Raw genomic sequence first — 17,507 nt, 5'->3', positions numbered from 1 at the left:
AAAAGTTATAAGGCAAAATTCAAGCGTTGGTACCTGATGTGATTTATAATGGTTTCAAAAGCGCTCCTTGGGAACCCAATGGTTGCCCTTGCCATGCATATAGACAAGTTTAAGAATTTTGGCCCAAGAGCACACTGTTCATTAATTTGTTTATAACACACCGTCGACAAAGCCCCTACCCCATTGACTTTCTTCCTGGAAAAAACTAACTTCACTACATGGTAAACATCGGTGTTCACAATTCACTTGAAATATCAAAATAGCTCATGAACACCGATGTTTACCATGTGGAAAATTTGCCTAGTGCTGTTGGTCAAGACCAACAGCACTAGGTTTACACCCTCCATCTTTTGTGATTTTCACTCTTGTCTCCCCAAAAATTTATTCGTCACATTTTTTTACTAAATTTGTGACGGAAAATAAGTGACAAAATGCCCATACCCACTGAAAAACTTATAAAAAATTCAATTTCGAACCATAAGCGTGGAAAAATTTTTTTCCCGAAAAACTTTTCCAAATTCGGTACATCTGAAGCGATAAGGCAAGCATTGAAAAGGTTAGAGGACAAAGGTTTTTTGATCCGATTGGCCCAAGGCATTTATCTATATCCCAAAGAACACAAGCTACTTGGGACGTTATATCCGTCTTTGGAAGAAATTGCCAAAGCAATCTCTAAAAGGGATAAGGCCAGAATTATTCCCACTGGGATTCAGGCACTCAACCAACTGGGGCTTTCCACACAGGTACCTTTGAATTTAGTTTACTTAACGGACGGAACTTCCCGTACCATATCCGTTGGGGAAAATACAATAAAGTTTAAAAAGGCTTCCCCTAAAATTCTAGCCGTCAAGAGTGAGACCAATATCCTTATCATGCAAGCCCTGCGCCAATTGGGCAAACACAATATAGATGACAAAACCTTGGAAAAAATAAATATGATACTCCAAAAGGTTGACAGAGAATCAATAGTTCATGATATGAAACTAGCTCCTGTTTGGATTTCTGAAATTATGCAAAATTCACTATCAAAAAGGGAACCGACATGAAGGAATGGTTTGATTTATCCGAACAGGACAGAAGAGAAGTGATTGTTCAAACAAGTATTTTAAAAGGCCTTCCACAGGCGGCCATAGAAAAGGATTGGTGGGTGGTCGCTGTCCTTCGCACCCTATTCGAAACCAAATATTCAAACCATCTGGTTTTCAAAGGAGGTACATCCTTGAGCAAGGCATGGAGACTTATTGAGCGCTTTTCGGAGGACATAGATCTGGGTATGGATAAATCCTTTTTTGAATTTGAGGGAGATCTTTCCCGAAAACAGGTTAAAAAACTTAGAAAGGCATCATGCAAGTTTGTGAGCGAGATACTGCCACAAGATTTAGAGGATAAGCTTCATGAAATGGGCATCAAGGATTTTACCATCCATGTCCGCGATTTTGAAGAATCAGATACTGATCCCTTGGCCATTGAAATCCGCTATAAGTCATTGGTCGACAAGGTTCCCTATTTAGAACCCAGAATACTGGTTGAAATAAGCTCCAGGTCACTTCGGGGACCCTTTGAAAATAGAGAGGTTATATCGTTTATTGGGGAAATGTACAAAGGCCTATCCTTTGCTGATAAAGCCGTTTATATACCCACAGTTTTGCCTCAACGCACATTTTTGGAAAAACTGTTCCTATTGCATGAGGAATTTCAGAAACCAAAAGAACGGGGACCAATAAGAGGTCATCGAATGACAAGGCATTTATATGATGTATCCAGAATGATGGATACAGGATTTGGGGAATCGGCAATAAAGGACAAAGCATTGTACGACAAAATTGTGGCACACCGAGAAGTATATGCACGAATATCTTGGATCGATTATTCAAAGCATGGTTATAAAACTTTGAATTTCATTCCACCTGAAGAAGTTATGGCAGAATGGGAAGAAGATTATGCGGAGATGAAAGAGAGCATGTTCTATGGTAAAACGGAAAGCTTTAAAGATTTAATCAACAAGCTAACCGGCTTGAGAGATAGGTTTAATTCAGCCTAGTTCATTTTGATTCCAATTGTTCTCAAATAGCCCAGAAACAGGACTCAAATGTTAAAGTAGCGTTGAAGTAGAGTCCCTTTCCGCGACAGCTGACTTTTGACCCCTTGAAACTAAGTGTCCTGTCTTATCTGTTGAAGTCGAACTGCATTCGATATTGCGCATAAAACAACCCGCTCATCAGCAAAAACTGCTTTCCTGAAAGGTATTCTAAATAGAAATAACAATACCCCTACAGCTCTACCGTACAATTCTCAAATTGGGAACCCCACTGTTATCTTGAATTTTATGGCTGCTCTCATCCAATATGTTTTTCAATTGGGCCATGTCCTTACTGATTTTCTTTTCCACCACCCTTGCATACTTTTGGGTCGTGGAAAGCTTGGTATGCCCCAAGAGCTTGGAAACGGTCTCTATGGGTACGTCGTTCATAAGGGTGATTGTTGTTGCAAAGGTATGTCTGGCCACATGGAACGTTAGGTGCTTATCAATATTTGCCCTTTGTGCAATGATCTTTAGGTATTGGTTCACCTTTTGATTTGAGTACACAGGAAGAACAATATCTTCATTTTTGGGAAAATCCGCATACTTCTCCAAGATTTTCTTGGCTTTGGTCAATAGGGGGACCTTGACTTCGGTCTTGGTCTTTTGGCGCTTTACATCGATCCATAGTTCCCCATCGATGCCGGATACGATACCGTTGGGTTTGAGAAGTTTGATCTCAATGTAGCTCAGTCCAGTATAGCATGCAAAAAGGAAAATATCGCGGACCAGTTCCATCCCCTTTTCCTCGAATTTCAATTGGCCCAGTGCCAAGATTTCCTCCTCTTCCAGAAAAGCACTGTCATAATCCTCCATTTTCACTTTATAGAGGTTGAAGGGATTCTTGGGGATGCAATCAAATTTATAGGCCATGGTCACCAATTTCTTGAACCGTAGCATATGTTTCATGATGCCATTGTTGTTCAATGTTTGGAACGACTTGATGGGTTCGCAGTTCCGCAGGAAGTTTTCAAATTCAATCAAAAAGGCATAGTCAATGGAGGCCAACCCAATATCGGGCACCCGATATTTTTTGGCAATGAAACGTTTCAGGTAGGTCTCTGTAGAAGAATAGTTCTTGACTGTCCCTTTGGCCAGTTTGGGCAACTCATAGGTTCGGTTATACTCCAAAAGGTCCAATAGGGTGAGCATCACCTTGTCCTTCCCCAGATATCTAAGCTTGATGGATTGTGCCGTTATAAAGTTGCTCTCCGCACAGAGTTGTCGATGGCATTCCAGTAATTTTGCCCGGACGTCGTCCAAATATTTGTTGACAACAACGGATTCACTGGCCCTATGGTCCATTTTTCCCAAAATAGGACACCATCGTTCTTCAAAAGTTGATCGATGGACACTGAGATCTGCATTTTTTCCTTTACATCTGATTCGGACATAAATTGGAAAACGTCCATCTTTTTTTCTTCCTGATTTTTTCAGCCAAAAACTGATACTGAAGGCGTTAGAGGTATTCATGTGTTCTCGCTTTAAGTTAAACTTTGGATTAAGCGAAAGTCAAATCACACGAAAAATCAATTACAGAAGTACAATTTAGGGAATTTTTCCCGACAAAAATAGGACACTCTATAGGACATCCTCATCGATGGTTTCAGATGGAAATAAAAAAAACCAGAAAAAATTAATTTTCTGGTTTTCAATTAATTAAGGTTTTACTTAGTGTCATAAAACCATGGTTCGTCGGGATGACTGAATCATCGACTAAATCTTATTTCGCTGAAAATCATTGTTTTAACCCTGAAATCTTGAAGGTATTCCCGTTAAGAACACGGAAAGCAATAAACAACTTTTAAACACAAATTTTATGTGCTTTTACATAAGTAAAGTTATGAATAAAATTAATTTCTGTGATTACAAGAAATTATGGCCCAACATATCTAATGGATGAATAATTTCTATTTCATATGGAAAGCTGCAACATTGAAGTATTGGCGCAATATTGAACACAATATTTAAATGGAGTCTTGGAATATTGCCTACAACGAATTAAATGAATAAACCTACCTTTAAGATATAATTAGAGTTTAATGAAAAAGTTCAAAAAACTAAATAGTTTCTTAAAAAAATATCAACCCACTATACAAACATTAGGCATTCTTCTAATTCTAGCTAGTGTTCTTATTGCCATGTATCAAAACAAAATCAATCAAAATCAACTTGAGCTGACAATCCGTGAAAAACTCGAAGAGTCACAACCAAAATTAAGCATTTCGACCAAAGTTAAAAAAGGCTCATTTGTTGATGAATTAGTTATCAAAAATGAAAATCCCCAACATACTTTAAAAAACGTAAAACTTTTTTTTCTTGATGGAATAAAATTAATGTCAATCCCCTCTCTCAATAATATTATTAAAACTTCCGAATTAAAATTTGCCATCAAAGATGTTGCAATAGATTATGTCAAAGACTATGATATGAGCTTTGGTGAGTTCTCTCTTATTAAAACAAAGAGTGAAGTTCTCTCCTACCCTATTGTTATATCGTATAAATACTTCGAAAACAAACAAATCAAAATTTCTCAAAGTCTTTACCATTATAAGATGGAAATCTATTATTTTAGAAGTGGTTGGAGAATTAAGACCGTAGGCCTTGAGCTGATTAAACCAATTGACCCAGATTCTAAAAATATCTATGAAGCTCTAGTCTCCAATCTTCTGGAAAAGCCCTTATTTGGAAATGCTATACATAGGGAAAACTTAAAAATCGAATTAACAAAGAGTAGCCGTAAATATGCCGACATAATTGAATATATGAACATCAATTTAATGATGGATAGATATATTCAAGGCTTAGTTCTCATAGATGAGAGTAATTCAGATACAATTAATTTAGAGGCGATATATAGGAGGCCCTCATTTTTTAGAGACTCAATTATTTTAAAAGATAGATTAAAGATATTACAGTCTATATTGAATCAAAAAAATAAATATGGAGACGATATAATCAATCAAATACTAATCATGGAAGATTCATCTAACATGTTTACTAATAGAAAAATTCAGCTAACGGAACCCATCCCATTGGACAGTAAACAAATTGATCTTTTTGAAAATCATGAAGAATCGTGGATAAGATTAAATCAAACTCTTATGGATTCTTTAGTGGCGCAATTTAGCATCTCAGATCTGGCAACAGAAAATTTTTATTTCAACTAGAGTGGAAACGCCGGACATAGTATACCACACTGGCCTGTTAAAATGAGCACCTTTGAAACTAACCTAAAAATTTGATTTTCAAAACAGTAAATCCAAATATTGGTTGGGGTCAAATTTTCCGTTCTTGGTGGTCTCAACCATCTAGCTCATCCACCTTAGGGATTACTTAAAAACTTTCACATAATGTATTGAATGTTAAACCAACCTTGGTCATGGCAAATCAACTACAGCTAACATATAAATTAATTACAAATGGAATCTTCAAATCCTAAATCTTCGCATGCCTAAGATTCCATTTATGGGTAGCAGTAGTTTGAAGTTTACTGTTAGCTTCTACTAGCTCACTTAGATATTCAACAGCTTGACTATGATTTTCTATCATAGTCTGCCTATAGTTGGAAACCACAGAAGCATTAAAGAAGTAGCCTTGAAGTTCCTCTGCTATTTCCATAGCGAAAATAAACATGTCACCCTGATTAACAGTAAACCCCGATTCTCTATCCTCAAGTGAGTCGTTGCAATACTTCGTTAACACCATCAAGAAATTCGTCAATCTTAAAGCGGGGTGAGGATGAGTAGATTCTTTTAAATAGAACCTTTCAGTATTACCAGAGAATGAAAGTAGATACATGAAAATAGATATTGAGAATAGTACCACAAGACCTTGCAGACGCTCCCTAGTAAAATTTGCGCCAAATAACCTCTCACAATACTGAAATATATGAGTACCTAAACATAATGCACTAAAAGTATCTGCATCAATTTCCAATAAGTGCCTGTCAAAATTGAATCTTGAATTGAAGACTGGATTCTCCTCTACTGAATCATTTAGAAAGTTGGAGTTTTGAACTAAATGCCCCATTTCATGATAAAAAGTGTAATGACAACAGGCTTGATAGAATAATATGTTTATCGGATTATCTAAATACGGGGATAGTATCCTAAACAAATTAATATTTGTATCCTCAATCAATGCGGTGTTGTTTTTCAACCTTCTAACCAACCAATCAACAGTCCCCATATTAATTGAAACCAAGTAGACATTGTTCGGGGTTCTCTTTGCGGCTGCATTAAGGCTAAAGTCATTTTTAAAATATAAATAAGCAGGTTCGATTCCGAAATCATTATTATGTACTAATGCCTCTTGATAAAAGGAATACGTCTGTAGGTAATCATCAACTAAGGGAGAAAATTCTGGATTAAAAATTGAACCTGATTTAACATCCGTATTACAAATAACCTCTTTTATATGTGTTTCATAATTCAGTAAATTCATAGTTTTAAAATTAATAAATTAAATCCATGCCAACCAGACCTAACCAACATGATTTAGAGGATATTTCAAGAGCCAAATTCAGGCTTTGTCTTCCAAGGAAATGGGTGGTAAGGGACAAAAGCAATGACTATGGCATTGATTTAGAAGTCGAGATATTCGACAATGATGGAAACTCAACTGGTATCTTTTTTTGGGTTCAGCTTAAAGCAACGGATTCAAATAAACCTAAGAGAATTTTAAATGTAAGCTTTTCTCTAGACACTCTTAACTATTACAAAACCCTAGATGTCCCAGTACTTTTAGCAAGGTATTCAGCAAATCTTGATTCTTTTTACATAAAATGGATAAGCAATATTGATTTGTTTTTTGCAAAAAAGAATGCTGAATCTTTCAGAATTAAGCTTAACGAGGATAATTTATGGTCTACAGACACCTCTTCAAGTATTGAGAATTATCTTTTTAAAGTAAGAGCATTCAAATATGGGAATTTTGCTTTTCCCATACCTATATCAATCCATGTTAATCAAGAAGATGTAAAAGGAGAGTTAAGCTCAATCTTCCATAATAAACTTAAAAAAACACTAAATAAATTCAAGGAGTTTGTTCTAGTCACCAAATCAGAAAACGCTTTATTTTCGGTAACCTTTGAGAAAAACAGCTTAATTATTGCACCGCCTGAATTCTCGGGTTGCTGGTTTCATAATCTTGACAAAAGAAAGGATGAAGAATTTATTGAAGGTTTATCAGCGGATGTTTTAATAGGCATAGCTATTTGCCTGTTAAATGCCAACAAAAATGATATTGGTGCAAGTATAATATTTAAGGCAGGATTAAGTGAAAGATTAGTGATGAGACAAGAGATTTTCACATCTGTCTTTCAAGGTCTTTTGAATTCTAGCTATCAAGATGAAACCATTGAAATTGCAGGAAAATTACTCGATAACCAATCGATGGAAGCAACTGCTGTCACACAGCTTAATATTGCTTTTCTCGCAAATAACAATAAATCTAAAATAAAGTCTTACGAGAAATTCCTCAAGCAAAGGCTTGATAAGGCAGTCAATGATAATAAAAATGTGAGTATTGGAATTTGCCATTACAATTTAGGAAATTATTACAGTCATATTCACGAATTTACTTTCGCAGTAAAGCATTACAATCTTTGTAGAAAGTATGCGCCTATTTATTTGAACCATGAGTATTACTTCTCTGAACTAGCAAGTGTGTTATTTCGTTCAGAAAAATATTCCATTTCCGCAACTTTATATAAATGCTCTTTGGATATAAAGGATAATTCTAAAGTAAAAGGTCTTTTTGGCGATGCATTGATGTTTTCGGGACGGTATAAACAAGCGATATCAACATTTGAAGAATACCTAAAACAAGCAGAAAACCCTATAGATGAATTTTTTTTAAAACTCATCTGTTTAAAAGCATTATGCACCAAATTCGAAATCGAAAAACAAACTCGAAAAGAAAAAGACGCACTAAAGTATTATGAGTCAGTATTCGAAAATATCAATGTTGATGATGATTCTTTTGATATATTCTTGAAAGTATTAGATTTAGACTTCTTGTATCATTCCGCTTGGTATAACATGGGAGAATTATTAATCCGTAAAAACCTAAACGAAAATGCAACGATTTGTTTTTTGATGAGCGCCTTAATCAATCATGGAGATATAGAAGCATGGATAAATTCCACAATTGGTTCTATGTCCTCTGAAGAGTACATTAAGCTTTTACCCTCCATAATAAGAACGGCATTCTTTTTCAATAAAGAGGATTATTTAGTTGAACTTTACTCACATTTAGAAAGCAGCGGTCAAAAAGAAATGATTTTTGATTTAAGTAAATTTATCGATACGATACTTTCTGTTAATTCCGAAAAAAAGGAAAGACCAACCATGAGAATCCTAAACGGACAAAATAGATTTACAGAGATTGATGATTTAATTAGGAAATTAAAAGATAAATGACTGTAGTGTTCAGGTTATGTTATAAGTAGTAGGTTATAACCTATATTTATTAACTGAATATCTATCCTAGATTGAAGTCAAAAATTATAAGAGAGCCCACGCGTTGTATATGCTTTTGCATTTAGTGAGTGCCCATGACCTCACCTTACGGGTGTACAAGCACCCTCGACCATTCTGTTCAATCAATAATTAATTCAAGACCAGCTTTCTTAGCTTTGTACTCTATTTTGGTCATCAAATCATGATAGCTCCAATTTCTTAATACAAATCCCTCTTCTTTGGCAATCTCAGTTTTTTCCTCCTGATTCAAAAGTATGAGGGTTCCTGCTCTATGTTTAACACAAAAATCAATCAACCTCCGGCTATAGACATGCAAACGGTTATGGACATATTTACGTTCCGTTTGACCAAGTCTGTCAACTGCCTTTAGTTTTCTTTTGATACCCTTACCCGACTTGGAATAGGTTGCCCCGATCTTTGCCCGTTTGTGTGCCGATTGTATCGCCAATCTTCTATATAAAAATTCTTCCTTTGTACCAATGGTAAGCCTTGCCTTACCAACCTTTACAACAATGGGATATTCAAGGGACAAAGAGGCCTCTGCAATAATCTCTGGTCTTAGTTCATGGTTTTCTTTTTCAATTTCGAATACGGCTAATAAGAAAATCTTGCCTTCTTTTAGCTTTATGTGCGATGTGCACAGCTTAGTCTTACCCTCCACTACCCGCTCCAACAATGTCCTTTTATCCGTAAAATCCTTTCCTAAGTAGGTTTTAAATGGAATCTGAAACAAACTGAAACAAAAGGCTTTTTTTTCTTCGTTGTAGTGTAATCCACTCATACCTTCCAAATCAAAAGGGAAGGCCATATCCCTCCTGAAGTTTTTCAAAGATCGTTCACCGCTCCAATACTCTGGTCTGTTCTTTTTAAATGACGAAATCAATGCCTGGTTCAAATTGGACAATATGTTTGTGGGGATTTCTCCTTTAAAACGGTCCGAAACTACCCGATAGGTGGTGTTGATCCTGGAACGGTTTAGGATTCCTTGTTCATCCTTCTTTTCATCAGCCAATTTATATTTTATCCCCTCTGATAGATAAAAGAACTCCCTTATCATTTCCTGAATATAAAGATGTGTCACTATTAGGTTGGCCGCCCTAAAGCACCTATTCTGCCATTGGTACAGTTTATCCAAGGCCTCTTTTTTCTCATCTTTTGTAGGAAGGTCGATCAGTATTTGAATCTTTCGAGTGAGTTTTAGCGTTGACTTTTCCATGTTAGGCTGATTGCAATTGATGTTTTGCTTCCATTAGCCTATAGGCTATCATGAATTCCTGATGCACCTCCTTTTGGGAGAGGTTAAGTTCATTGGCTATTTTGGTAAAGGAATATCTTAGTTCGCAACGCATTTTAAGCACCTTTGTCTGCTCTTCTGTCATCTCGCCAGTAAACTTTATCTCATCCGTATTGTTATTTCTGGAATCGAGCTTATTTCCTTGATGAAGGATGGTTTTAATATCTTCAATAGCTTCTCTGATCTCTCTACAGGTTTCATTGATACCTTTTCCCATTGCTTTGGAAATAGCCTTATACTGAAAGCCATATTTCAGACACAGATTGATTACATGCCTCTTACTGTCATCCAATAAGGGCAGGACGCGTTTGATATTTTCGACCTTCTCTTGTTCTCCTTCCTGTAGTTTAAAATTCTTATTGTCTTCCGCAGGGTCATACCCGACCATATAGTCTTGGTAATTATCAAAACTCTCCAATGAGTAGACTTTCCTTAAAAACCTGTTTTTTGGACGCGTGTAGTATGTAATGCACTCCCTCTTCATGACAAACCGAAGGAAAAAATAAATGTGCTTGGGTGATTCCAATGTATCTCTATTCACCCACAACTTCAAGAATACATCCTGTACCAAAGTTTCCACAACAAAACCATCATCGAGAAAGCTCTTGCCCAACCAGAAAATCGGTTTGTAATATTTGGTATAGATTTCCGCAAAAGTTGAAGAGCAACCTTTCTTCAATAATTCAAGATGCCTGTTATTGATATTTGAAATCACGAGGATAAAATTTTAATGAATACTTACCAAATGTAATCATTTATTTATTAATCGTAATTATTTATTTATTATAAGTATATTTTACAGTACTATAAATGAATTACTTGTCATTTTAGGGTTAACAAATGCGCCCATGACAAAAAAAGATGATCATAAAGACCCTGCACTGGTTTCCATAGGTTCAATGTTCGAGACGGGAAAAATTCGAAAGATGTACACACTTGCAGAATTATATCCGACCCGAATAGCAAAATCGCTTGGTATAAATTATGGCAGGTATATGGTCAAGCTGAACCATCCTGACAAGTTCACGATGGGAGAAATAGTAAGGCTTGCTGATTTGTTGGATATAGAGCCTGATATGATTACCAAGGTCATTTATGCTGAATTAAAATAGCTCATACAATAACTTAAAAACATCTAAAAGCATAACTTTTCAAAAGCGAGCGGAACGAAGTGAAGTGCTGCAAGCGTCCCAAAACTTACCAAACTAATACTACTGAGCGAGGCATCTTTTTCTATTGATCAGGCACATACTCATATCAATAAAGAGAATCCAAAGGTCTGTTGGCTTCAAGTTTATATCTTTCCAATCTCCCTTCCGTTATCTCCAGCTTAAGATACCTCTTACCAAAACTGCCCTTGACAACTTTGACCTTTTCTAGGATATCCTTTAAATCCGTTTGGAGTGCAGCTGCCTTTTCCTCCAAATGTTCATACTTGATTCTGGGAACCGTTACCTCGCCCTCATAAACTGGGTATGGCTTTGGTGGATTCTTCTCAATCATGTCTTCAAGAAAATCATCCTCTTCCCCTTCATTGTCCAATTCCTGATTGAACAAAGCCTGCATCATACCAATGGTTGGAAGTGTCTGATTCTTTTCAATGTCCCTGATTATGGCAATGACAGCATCCGTCCGTTTCCTGTTCTTGATGATCTCTTGACCTATGCTCTTTTCAAACCTTTCCGATGGCAAGAACCCATGCCACTCAAAAAAATCCATGACCATATCCAAGGTATGGGAATAACTCTTGCCCACTTTTCTAGAAAATACCTTAAATCTGGAAAGCGTTCTTTTCTTTATCCTAACTGCTTTAAAATCGTCCATATTTACTTGTTTTAACGACGCAATTGTTACAATTCAGTTCAGTGTTTACAGGAAATCCTAGCAATATTGTGACAATGGTCGCCGTAATTCCTAGAATCAGAAATTCCCAAAAACCCTTATAAACAGGGCCTTTCCGAAGAAAAATGAATCAATAGCGCCGCTTTAGCGCGCTATCCTCTTGCTATTCCTACGTCCCGCAAGCGGGACCGAATGAATACAGCATGATTGAAAATCAGCTGCCACATAAATATTATTTGGTTTGTACGGACTTTTGGAAAGTCAAATCATATAATTACTGCCGTACTGAAGTGTTCAAAGACACTTTTTAAAGATAACCAATTTTATCCATTTCTTGTTTATTCTTCACTATTAGGGGTCTTTTCTAAAATGAGAGTTTGTTTGACAATTGAATGTGCCTTTATAGCAAAATTCAAATCTGATAAACATTGTTTTTATTCGTCTTAGGCAACTAGTTTTTGTACAAATTGACTCAATTCAGTTCCCAATTTCTTAGTCCAAATGTCCACTAAGGTAACTTCCCCATTTCCTTGATTTAAAACCAATCTAAATCCTGAGTTAAATTTATCGTAATTTCTTGATTTAGTTTTTATTCTACGAATTGAATTGAAGGAAATATTTCGTCTCTTGGTTTTCATAATGTTCTTCCGAAAATAATCTTGCGGTTCGATTATAACCAATCTTTTTTCAAGATCAATAATGACATTGATATTAGCTACGATTTTTTGGACTCGTTTATAAAAGGTTACAATAAACCAAACCGTTGCAATTCCAACTAGATAGAAATTCGTCGATATCGGTAATTGTTTATTGGTAATTACAATAGTTATAATAATTGGAACAATAACCACTATAAAAAGATTCCCAATCAAATTCATTTTATCAAATCCCTTGTTATAAGAGTTACGAGGTCGCTTTCTTGTTCCAACTTGGGGTCATTATACTCATTCCGATTTACAGAGAAGTATTTTATAAAACTATCTTTCTAGGTTCATTTAAATTGATGCCAACGGCCTCGGCTATGCGTAGTGCGGGATTTCAAGGCACGGAATTTTCCGATTAGCTTTTAGTTTTTTTAATGTAACTGCTTTCATATTAGCACTTTCGCCCGTATTACGAATAGCCAACTTTGTTGGCAGTAATGTTTTTATAATTCTTCTACAAGTTCAATATTATTCCCGCAAGTGTCATTAAATACCGCATATTTCCAAGTTCCCATCTGTGATGGTTTCACGCTGAATTCTACTCCAAGTTTTGTTAGTCGCTCGTATTCTGCATCAACACTTTTAACATCAAATTGAGTATAAGGCATTCCGGCTTTCATTAGTGCGTCTTGATAGATTTTACAAGGCTCAAAATGATTTGGTCCTGGTTCCAATAATAATTCTGGCCCATCCTGCCATTCTGGTGAAACTAAAGTCACCCATCGATTTCCACCTTCTAATGGTTTGTCCTTTTTTATTATGAAACCAAGTACTTCTGTATAAAACTTTAGTGCTTTTTCTTGGTCTCGAACGGGAATGCTAATTAGTGTTACTTTCATCTTGATAATTTTTATTCGTTTCCAAATGTCTGAACTCTGAACCCAATTTGCTTCTTGAAAATTGCTCTTTTTGAAATTCGCTTGGTGATTTTCCCGTTTTAGCTTTAAATAAAGTGCTAAATGAACCTAAACTCTCAAATCCAACAGCAAAACAGGTTTTAGTTACCGACATTCCATTTTTCAGCTGTTCTTTAGATTTTTCAATCCTCTTGTATATTAAGTATTGTTTTGGTGTTAGACCATAATACTTTTTAAATAAGCGTAATAAGTGAAACTTGGAAATAAAACGTAAACGAGATATTAAATCCAAATTCAAATCAGTGTCATAGTTGTTGTCAATATAGTTCCGAACGCCAATTACAGATTCTATTTGCTCTTTGTTCGAGTAAATAATGTTGTTAATTCTATTTATTTCTCTTTCGTAAAATGTCATTATTTCGTTTTTCCTACATTACTGCCAACGGTTAGTATAAGGGCAGTAGCGGATTCAAACGCAGCAACTTTCGGATAACAAGATACTTAATTAAAAGCAAAACGGTTTGAATTAAGACCCAAACCGCTATTGCTTTTATACATTGTTAGCTACTGTTTTTATTTTGAATAAGCACCCGAAGAATATGTCAATTCATAACTATGCGTGTAGATTTCAAAAACAATCCCGAATGGGTCTTCTACATAGCACATTTTATATGGTTTGTCATTTGGATAATATTCTTTAATTGGCATTCTTTGTTTTCCACCATAAGACAAAATTTTCTCAATCAGTTCTTCAATATTAGGGTCTTGCACACAAAAATGAAAAAGTCCTGTATTGAAAGGATTGAATTCAGGTGCTTCCTTTATTCCGTGTGGGAAAGAGAAAAGCTCAATTCCGACTCCGTCAGAAGTCGCCAAATGAGCAATTTCGAATTCAGACCATTCTTCTCCAAAAACGTCAATACACATTTGTCCAATAGCAGTTTCCTTTTCTTTTTTAACCTTTGAGGGCTTCATAATTACGTACCAGCCCATTACTTCTGAATAGAATTTCACAGCTTCATTTATATCAGGAACCGTTATTCCAATGTGTGAAAATGATTTTGGATAATTTATTTCTTTCATATAATTGTCGTTTCAAGTTTATACATTGTTAGCTACTGTTTATTTATAATAACTATTCAATAATATTGTTTATTTTTTTAATAATAATTCTGCTACCAATTCTGATGAAGCTGGGTTTTGACCAGTAATTAAATTTCCATCTTGAATAGCATAAGATGCCCAATCTTCTTTTTTAGAGTAGATTCCTCCGTTTTCTATCAACATATCTTCTACTAAAAATGGTACAACATTAGTTAGTCCAACTGCTTCTTCTTCAGTATTTGTAAAACCTGTTACTTTTTTACCTCTTACTATAGGCGTGCCATCTGCATTTTTTACACTTTTTAGTGCAGCTGGGGCATGACATACAAAGGCAATGGGCTTTTCTTGACTATTGAATTTTTCAATTAATGCAATGGATGTTTGATCGTTTGCTAAATCCCATAATGGACCATGTCCTCCTGGATAAAAGACAGCATCAAAATCGTCCGGATTCATATCTGCCAATACTTTTGTGTTTGCAATTCTTTCTTTTGCTTCAGCATCGTTATTAAAACGTTCTGTATCTTTAGTTGCAGCATCTGGCGAATCACTACTAGGATCTATTGGTGCAGCGCCTCCTTTGGGTGTTGCAATCGTAATAACTGCTCCTTTGTCTAATAAGGTGTAATACGGATTCGCAAATTCTTCAACCCAAAATCCTGTTTTTTCCCCTGTATCTCCTAATTTATCGTGAGATGTTAATACAAATAATATTTTCATTTCTTTTTGTTTTTGTAATTCAATTTTTTCTTCTGAAACTTTTTCAGAAGGTGTTTCCTTTTTTGTGTCTTTACAACTTGATGCTGTAACAACCGTTAGCAGTAATGCTATTATTTTTAATGGTTTCATAATTAACGTTAGTAAGCCATTTTTACAATTTTCTCTACGTTTTCTGGTGATAATGACTGATGTTCTCCAAGTCCTGTCCAACCACGATCTGTAAAACGCTTTTGAATTTCTTCTGCTGTACCTTCGTATTCGTTTGTGTAATCAGACAGTTTAGTGTCGATTCCTAAAGCTTTGAAAAATTCAGTTGTTTTTTCGATAGCTGCATAGGCTTTATCGTCAACACTTCCTTCTGTAATATTCCATACGCGTTCACCATATTGTACTAATTTTTCTTTTTTAGCTTCAAAATTATATGTGTAATGACTTTCTGTTATGATAGCTAATGTTCTTGCATGATCTATACCATATAAAGCCGTTAATTCGTGTCCCATTGCATGAATAGCCCAATCTGTAGGCACTCCTTTTTGAATTAATCCGTTTAATGCCATGGTACAACTCCACATAAAATTAGAAGCCGCTTTATAGTCAAAGTCATCTTTCAACACACTTGGTGCAATTTCAACTAAAGTCTGTAAGATGCTTTCAGCAAAACGATCTTGAAGTTTAGCATCTACCGAATAGGTCATATATTGCTCTAAAACATGTGTAAAAGCATCGGCTAAACCATTTTCCAATTGACGCTGCGGAATTGATTTTACGACTTCAGGATCTAGAATTGAAAATTGCGGAAACAAACCAGGTCCACCCATAGCTAGCTTTTCTTTGGTTTCTTTACGTGTAATTACAGCTCCAGAATTCATTTCAGAGCCTGTTGCTGGCAATGTTAGAACAGTTCCAAAAGGCATTCCTTTTTCGGTTCTAATGTTTTTAGTTAAAATATCCCAAGGCGTGTCTCCATCGTATATTGCCGCTGCAGATAAAAATTTAGTTCCATCAATTACAGAACCACCACCAACAGCTAATAAATAGGTGATATTTTTGGCTTTAATTACTTTTAAAGCCTCCATTAATGTTTCATATTCTGGATTTGCAGGAATACCTCCAAACTCAGTTATATCAACATTTGCTAATGCCGTTTTTACTTGGTCGTATATGCCATTCTTTTTAATACTACCTCCACCATAAAGTAATAATACTTTAGCATCTGTAGGAATTTCTTCTTTTAGTTTCTCTATTGTGTCCTTTCCAAAAATAATTTTGGTTGGGTTTTTAAATTCAAAATTGTTCATCTTCTTTTATTAATTTTTTATAGTATATTGATTATTCAATTACTGTTACTAAATCTTCTGTGCTTTTTCTAACCTTTACAAGATTTACCAACCAATCGCTATCGGCATCTCTGTAACCAATGGGTAGCATTACTGCACTACGCAAACCTTTCGCTCTTAAGTCTAATATTTCATCTAACTTATCAGCGTCAAAACCTTCTAAAGGTGTTGCATCTACGCCTTCGTAGGCAGCAGCTGTAATAGCTTGTGAAAATGCAATGTATGCTTGTCTGGCAGCATGATTAAAGTTTACTTCTGCATCTTGTTGCGGATACATTTGTAATAACTTTTGTCGGTAGTTTTCCCAACCTTCGTTTTTAAATCCTCTAATCTCGTTTGTTAAATCGAACATATAGTTAATTCTATCTTCTGTATAGGTGTCCCAAGCAGCAAAAACGAGCAGGTGAGAGCAGTCGGTTATTACAGATTGATTCCAAGCTATTGGTCTAATTTGTTCTTTAATTTTTTGATTTTTAACTACAATTATTTCAAAAGGTTGTAGACCACTTGATGTAGGAGCTAAACGAGCTGCTTCGATAATATTGTCAATTTTATCTTGAGATACTTTTTTGCCATTCATTGCTTTTGCAGCATATCTCCAGTTTAATTTGTCTAATAATTCCATTTTTTTAATTTTTTATTTATTGCTATTTTTTTTCTTTGATATTAAATATTTAAGTGCTCCTGTTGACCACAAAGCCCAGACAATTAAAACGGGTTGAAAAATCAATCTTATTAACCTTTGCCTATCCGTATTTAAGCCAAAAGAATCAATTTCATTTACATATTGATTAATATTTCCAGGAAAAATAAGAATGTAGAATATTGCTAATGAAATACCTGTTTTGATTTTTAATCTACCTCCCAAAATCATTAGTAAACCAAAAATAATTTCTACCACACCAGATGCTAACACTATAAAATCCATAAACGCTTCATCTGTTGTGATCCAAGTGGGAACTTGTGCCTGAAATTCTGTCCTAAGGAACGTTAGATGTCCTATTCCTGCATAGAGCATAAAAACACCTAACAAGATTCTCAATATGTTTTGAATGGTACTTGTTTTATTAAAATTTTTTTCCAT

At 35.3% G+C, this 17,507-nt stretch carries 17 protein-coding genes; 5 read left to right on the top strand and 12 right to left on the bottom strand.

Annotated elements, in window-relative coordinates:
- Positions 1 to 431: 431 nt before the first annotated feature.
- Both BLQ18_RS09385 and BLQ18_RS09380 read left to right on the top strand, forming a co-directional pair.
- Entirely contained in the window at positions 432 to 1,046 is a 615-nt protein-coding gene (locus tag BLQ18_RS09385; RefSeq protein WP_067036133.1) for a DUF6088 family protein, read from the top strand.
- Positions 1,043 to 2,041: a nucleotidyl transferase AbiEii/AbiGii toxin family protein gene (locus tag BLQ18_RS09380; protein WP_090294737.1), complete on the top strand. Its 999-nt coding sequence runs from the start codon at positions 1,043 to 1,045 to the stop codon at positions 2,039 to 2,041. The genes BLQ18_RS09385 and BLQ18_RS09380 overlap by 4 nt, the downstream gene beginning before the upstream one ends.
- A 237-nt stretch (positions 2,042 to 2,278) precedes the next feature.
- Here BLQ18_RS09380 and BLQ18_RS09375 read toward each other — a convergent pair whose 3' ends face one another.
- On the bottom strand, positions 2,279 to 3,553 hold the full coding sequence (locus BLQ18_RS09375; protein WP_067036128.1) for a site-specific integrase: 1,275 nt from the start codon (positions 3,551 to 3,553) through the stop codon (positions 2,279 to 2,281).
- 569 nt (positions 3,554 to 4,122) lie between these two features.
- Between BLQ18_RS09375 and BLQ18_RS09370 the strand changes: the two genes are divergently transcribed.
- Complete coding sequence (locus BLQ18_RS09370) at positions 4,123 to 5,250, top strand: hypothetical protein (RefSeq protein WP_090294734.1); 1,128 nt, start codon at positions 4,123 to 4,125, stop codon at positions 5,248 to 5,250.
- Positions 5,251 to 5,518: 268 nt separating this feature from the next.
- Here BLQ18_RS09370 and BLQ18_RS09365 read toward each other — a convergent pair whose 3' ends face one another.
- Entirely contained in the window at positions 5,519 to 6,526 is a 1,008-nt protein-coding gene (locus tag BLQ18_RS09365) for a hypothetical protein (RefSeq protein WP_090294731.1), read from the bottom strand.
- A 26-nt stretch (positions 6,527 to 6,552) separates the two neighbouring features.
- Between BLQ18_RS09365 and BLQ18_RS09360 the strand changes: the two genes are divergently transcribed.
- Entirely contained in the window at positions 6,553 to 8,505 is a 1,953-nt protein-coding gene (locus BLQ18_RS09360) for a DUF4365 domain-containing protein (RefSeq protein WP_090294727.1), read from the top strand.
- A gap of 178 nt (positions 8,506 to 8,683) precedes the next feature.
- Here the strand turns inward: BLQ18_RS09360 and BLQ18_RS09355 are convergent, their stop codons facing one another.
- Together BLQ18_RS09355 and BLQ18_RS09350 are read right to left on the bottom strand one after the other, a co-directional pair.
- Positions 8,684 to 9,781, bottom strand: coding sequence for a hypothetical protein (locus BLQ18_RS09355; protein WP_090294725.1), 1,098 nt, complete (start codon positions 9,779 to 9,781; stop codon positions 8,684 to 8,686).
- 1 nt (position 9,782) lies between these two features.
- Positions 9,783 to 10,574, bottom strand: a complete 792-nt coding sequence (locus BLQ18_RS09350) for an RNA polymerase sigma factor (RefSeq protein WP_245668098.1) — start codon at positions 10,572 to 10,574, stop codon at positions 9,783 to 9,785.
- 211 nt (positions 10,575 to 10,785) lie between these two features.
- Between BLQ18_RS09350 and BLQ18_RS09345 the strand changes: the two genes are divergently transcribed.
- Complete coding sequence (locus BLQ18_RS09345; RefSeq protein ID WP_139297723.1) at positions 10,786 to 10,971, top strand: hypothetical protein; 186 nt, start codon at positions 10,786 to 10,788, stop codon at positions 10,969 to 10,971.
- Positions 10,972 to 11,116: 145 nt separating this feature from the next.
- Here BLQ18_RS09345 and BLQ18_RS09340 read toward each other — a convergent pair whose 3' ends face one another.
- The 8 genes from BLQ18_RS09340 to BLQ18_RS09300 all read right to left on the bottom strand — a co-directional run bounded on the left by BLQ18_RS09340 (position 11,117) and on the right by BLQ18_RS09300 (position 17,507).
- The gene (locus BLQ18_RS09340; protein ID WP_090294721.1) at positions 11,117 to 11,683 is read right to left on the bottom strand and encodes a BfmA/BtgA family mobilization protein; all 567 of its coding nucleotides are present in this window, start codon (positions 11,681 to 11,683) and stop codon (positions 11,117 to 11,119) included.
- A gap of 1,165 nt (positions 11,684 to 12,848) precedes the next feature.
- Entirely contained in the window at positions 12,849 to 13,244 is a 396-nt protein-coding gene (locus BLQ18_RS09330) for a VOC family protein (RefSeq protein ID WP_090294716.1), read from the bottom strand.
- Entirely contained in the window at positions 13,225 to 13,677 is a 453-nt protein-coding gene (locus BLQ18_RS09325) for a helix-turn-helix domain-containing protein (RefSeq protein ID WP_090294714.1), read from the bottom strand. Before BLQ18_RS09325 ends, BLQ18_RS09330 begins: the two co-directional genes overlap by 20 nt.
- Before the next feature lie 158 nt (positions 13,678 to 13,835).
- Complete coding sequence (locus tag BLQ18_RS09320; RefSeq protein WP_090294712.1) at positions 13,836 to 14,345, bottom strand: VOC family protein; 510 nt, start codon at positions 14,343 to 14,345, stop codon at positions 13,836 to 13,838.
- Between the two features lie 69 nt (positions 14,346 to 14,414).
- Positions 14,415 to 15,215, bottom strand: a complete 801-nt coding sequence (locus tag BLQ18_RS09315) for a type 1 glutamine amidotransferase domain-containing protein (protein WP_175443742.1) — start codon at positions 15,213 to 15,215, stop codon at positions 14,415 to 14,417.
- 8 nt (positions 15,216 to 15,223) lie between these two features.
- Positions 15,224 to 16,384, bottom strand: a complete 1,161-nt coding sequence (locus BLQ18_RS09310) for an iron-containing alcohol dehydrogenase (protein WP_090294709.1) — start codon at positions 16,382 to 16,384, stop codon at positions 15,224 to 15,226.
- 31 nt (positions 16,385 to 16,415) lie between these two features.
- Entirely contained in the window at positions 16,416 to 17,048 is a 633-nt protein-coding gene (locus tag BLQ18_RS09305) for an NAD(P)H-dependent oxidoreductase (protein WP_090294707.1), read from the bottom strand.
- Positions 17,049 to 17,060: 12 nt separating this feature from the next.
- The gene (locus tag BLQ18_RS09300) at positions 17,061 to 17,507 is read right to left on the bottom strand and encodes a DoxX family protein (RefSeq protein WP_090294704.1); all 447 of its coding nucleotides are present in this window, start codon (positions 17,505 to 17,507) and stop codon (positions 17,061 to 17,063) included.

Source organism: Flagellimonas zhangzhouensis, assembly GCF_900102925.1.
Classification (GTDB): domain Bacteria; phylum Bacteroidota; class Bacteroidia; order Flavobacteriales; family Flavobacteriaceae; genus Flagellimonas; species Flagellimonas zhangzhouensis.
The sequence above is the reverse complement of the archived record's forward strand: the minus strand, read 5'-3'. Positions and strand labels throughout refer to the sequence as shown.

What these genes read in the sequence shown, in the direction of transcription:
- BLQ18_RS09360 (WP_090294727.1), top strand. Translation starts at nt 6,553, where the DNA reads ATGCCAACCAGACCTAACCAACATGATTTAGAGGATATTTCAAGAGCC.
- BLQ18_RS09325 (WP_090294714.1), bottom strand. Translation starts at nt 13,677, where the DNA reads ATGACATTTTACGAAAGAGAAATAAATAGAATTAACAACATTATTTAC.
- BLQ18_RS09345 (WP_139297723.1), top strand. Translation starts at nt 10,786, where the DNA reads ATGTACACACTTGCAGAATTATATCCGACCCGAATAGCAAAATCGCTT.
- BLQ18_RS09375 (WP_067036128.1), bottom strand. Translation starts at nt 3,553, where the DNA reads ATGAATACCTCTAACGCCTTCAGTATCAGTTTTTGGCTGAAAAAATCA.
- BLQ18_RS09305 (WP_090294707.1), bottom strand. Translation starts at nt 17,048, where the DNA reads ATGGAATTATTAGACAAATTAAACTGGAGATATGCTGCAAAAGCAATG.
- BLQ18_RS09330 (WP_090294716.1), bottom strand. Translation starts at nt 13,244, where the DNA reads ATGAAAGTAACACTAATTAGCATTCCCGTTCGAGACCAAGAAAAAGCA.
- BLQ18_RS09365 (WP_090294731.1), bottom strand. Translation starts at nt 6,526, where the DNA reads ATGAATTTACTGAATTATGAAACACATATAAAAGAGGTTATTTGTAAT.
- BLQ18_RS09320 (WP_090294712.1), bottom strand. Translation starts at nt 14,345, where the DNA reads ATGAAAGAAATAAATTATCCAAAATCATTTTCACACATTGGAATAACG.
- BLQ18_RS09385 (WP_067036133.1), top strand. Translation starts at nt 432, where the DNA reads ATGCCCATACCCACTGAAAAACTTATAAAAAATTCAATTTCGAACCAT.
- BLQ18_RS09370 (WP_090294734.1), top strand. Translation starts at nt 4,123, where the DNA reads ATGAAAAAGTTCAAAAAACTAAATAGTTTCTTAAAAAAATATCAACCC.
- BLQ18_RS09355 (WP_090294725.1), bottom strand. Translation starts at nt 9,781, where the DNA reads ATGGAAAAGTCAACGCTAAAACTCACTCGAAAGATTCAAATACTGATC.
- BLQ18_RS09380 (WP_090294737.1), top strand. Translation starts at nt 1,043, where the DNA reads ATGAAGGAATGGTTTGATTTATCCGAACAGGACAGAAGAGAAGTGATT.
- BLQ18_RS09300 (WP_090294704.1), bottom strand. Translation starts at nt 17,507, where the DNA reads ATGGAAAAAAATTTTAATAAAACAAGTACCATTCAAAACATATTGAGA.
- BLQ18_RS09340 (WP_090294721.1), bottom strand. Translation starts at nt 11,683, where the DNA reads ATGGACGATTTTAAAGCAGTTAGGATAAAGAAAAGAACGCTTTCCAGA.
- BLQ18_RS09315 (WP_175443742.1), bottom strand. Translation starts at nt 15,215, where the DNA reads ATGAAACCATTAAAAATAATAGCATTACTGCTAACGGTTGTTACAGCA.
- BLQ18_RS09310 (WP_090294709.1), bottom strand. Translation starts at nt 16,384, where the DNA reads ATGAACAATTTTGAATTTAAAAACCCAACCAAAATTATTTTTGGAAAG.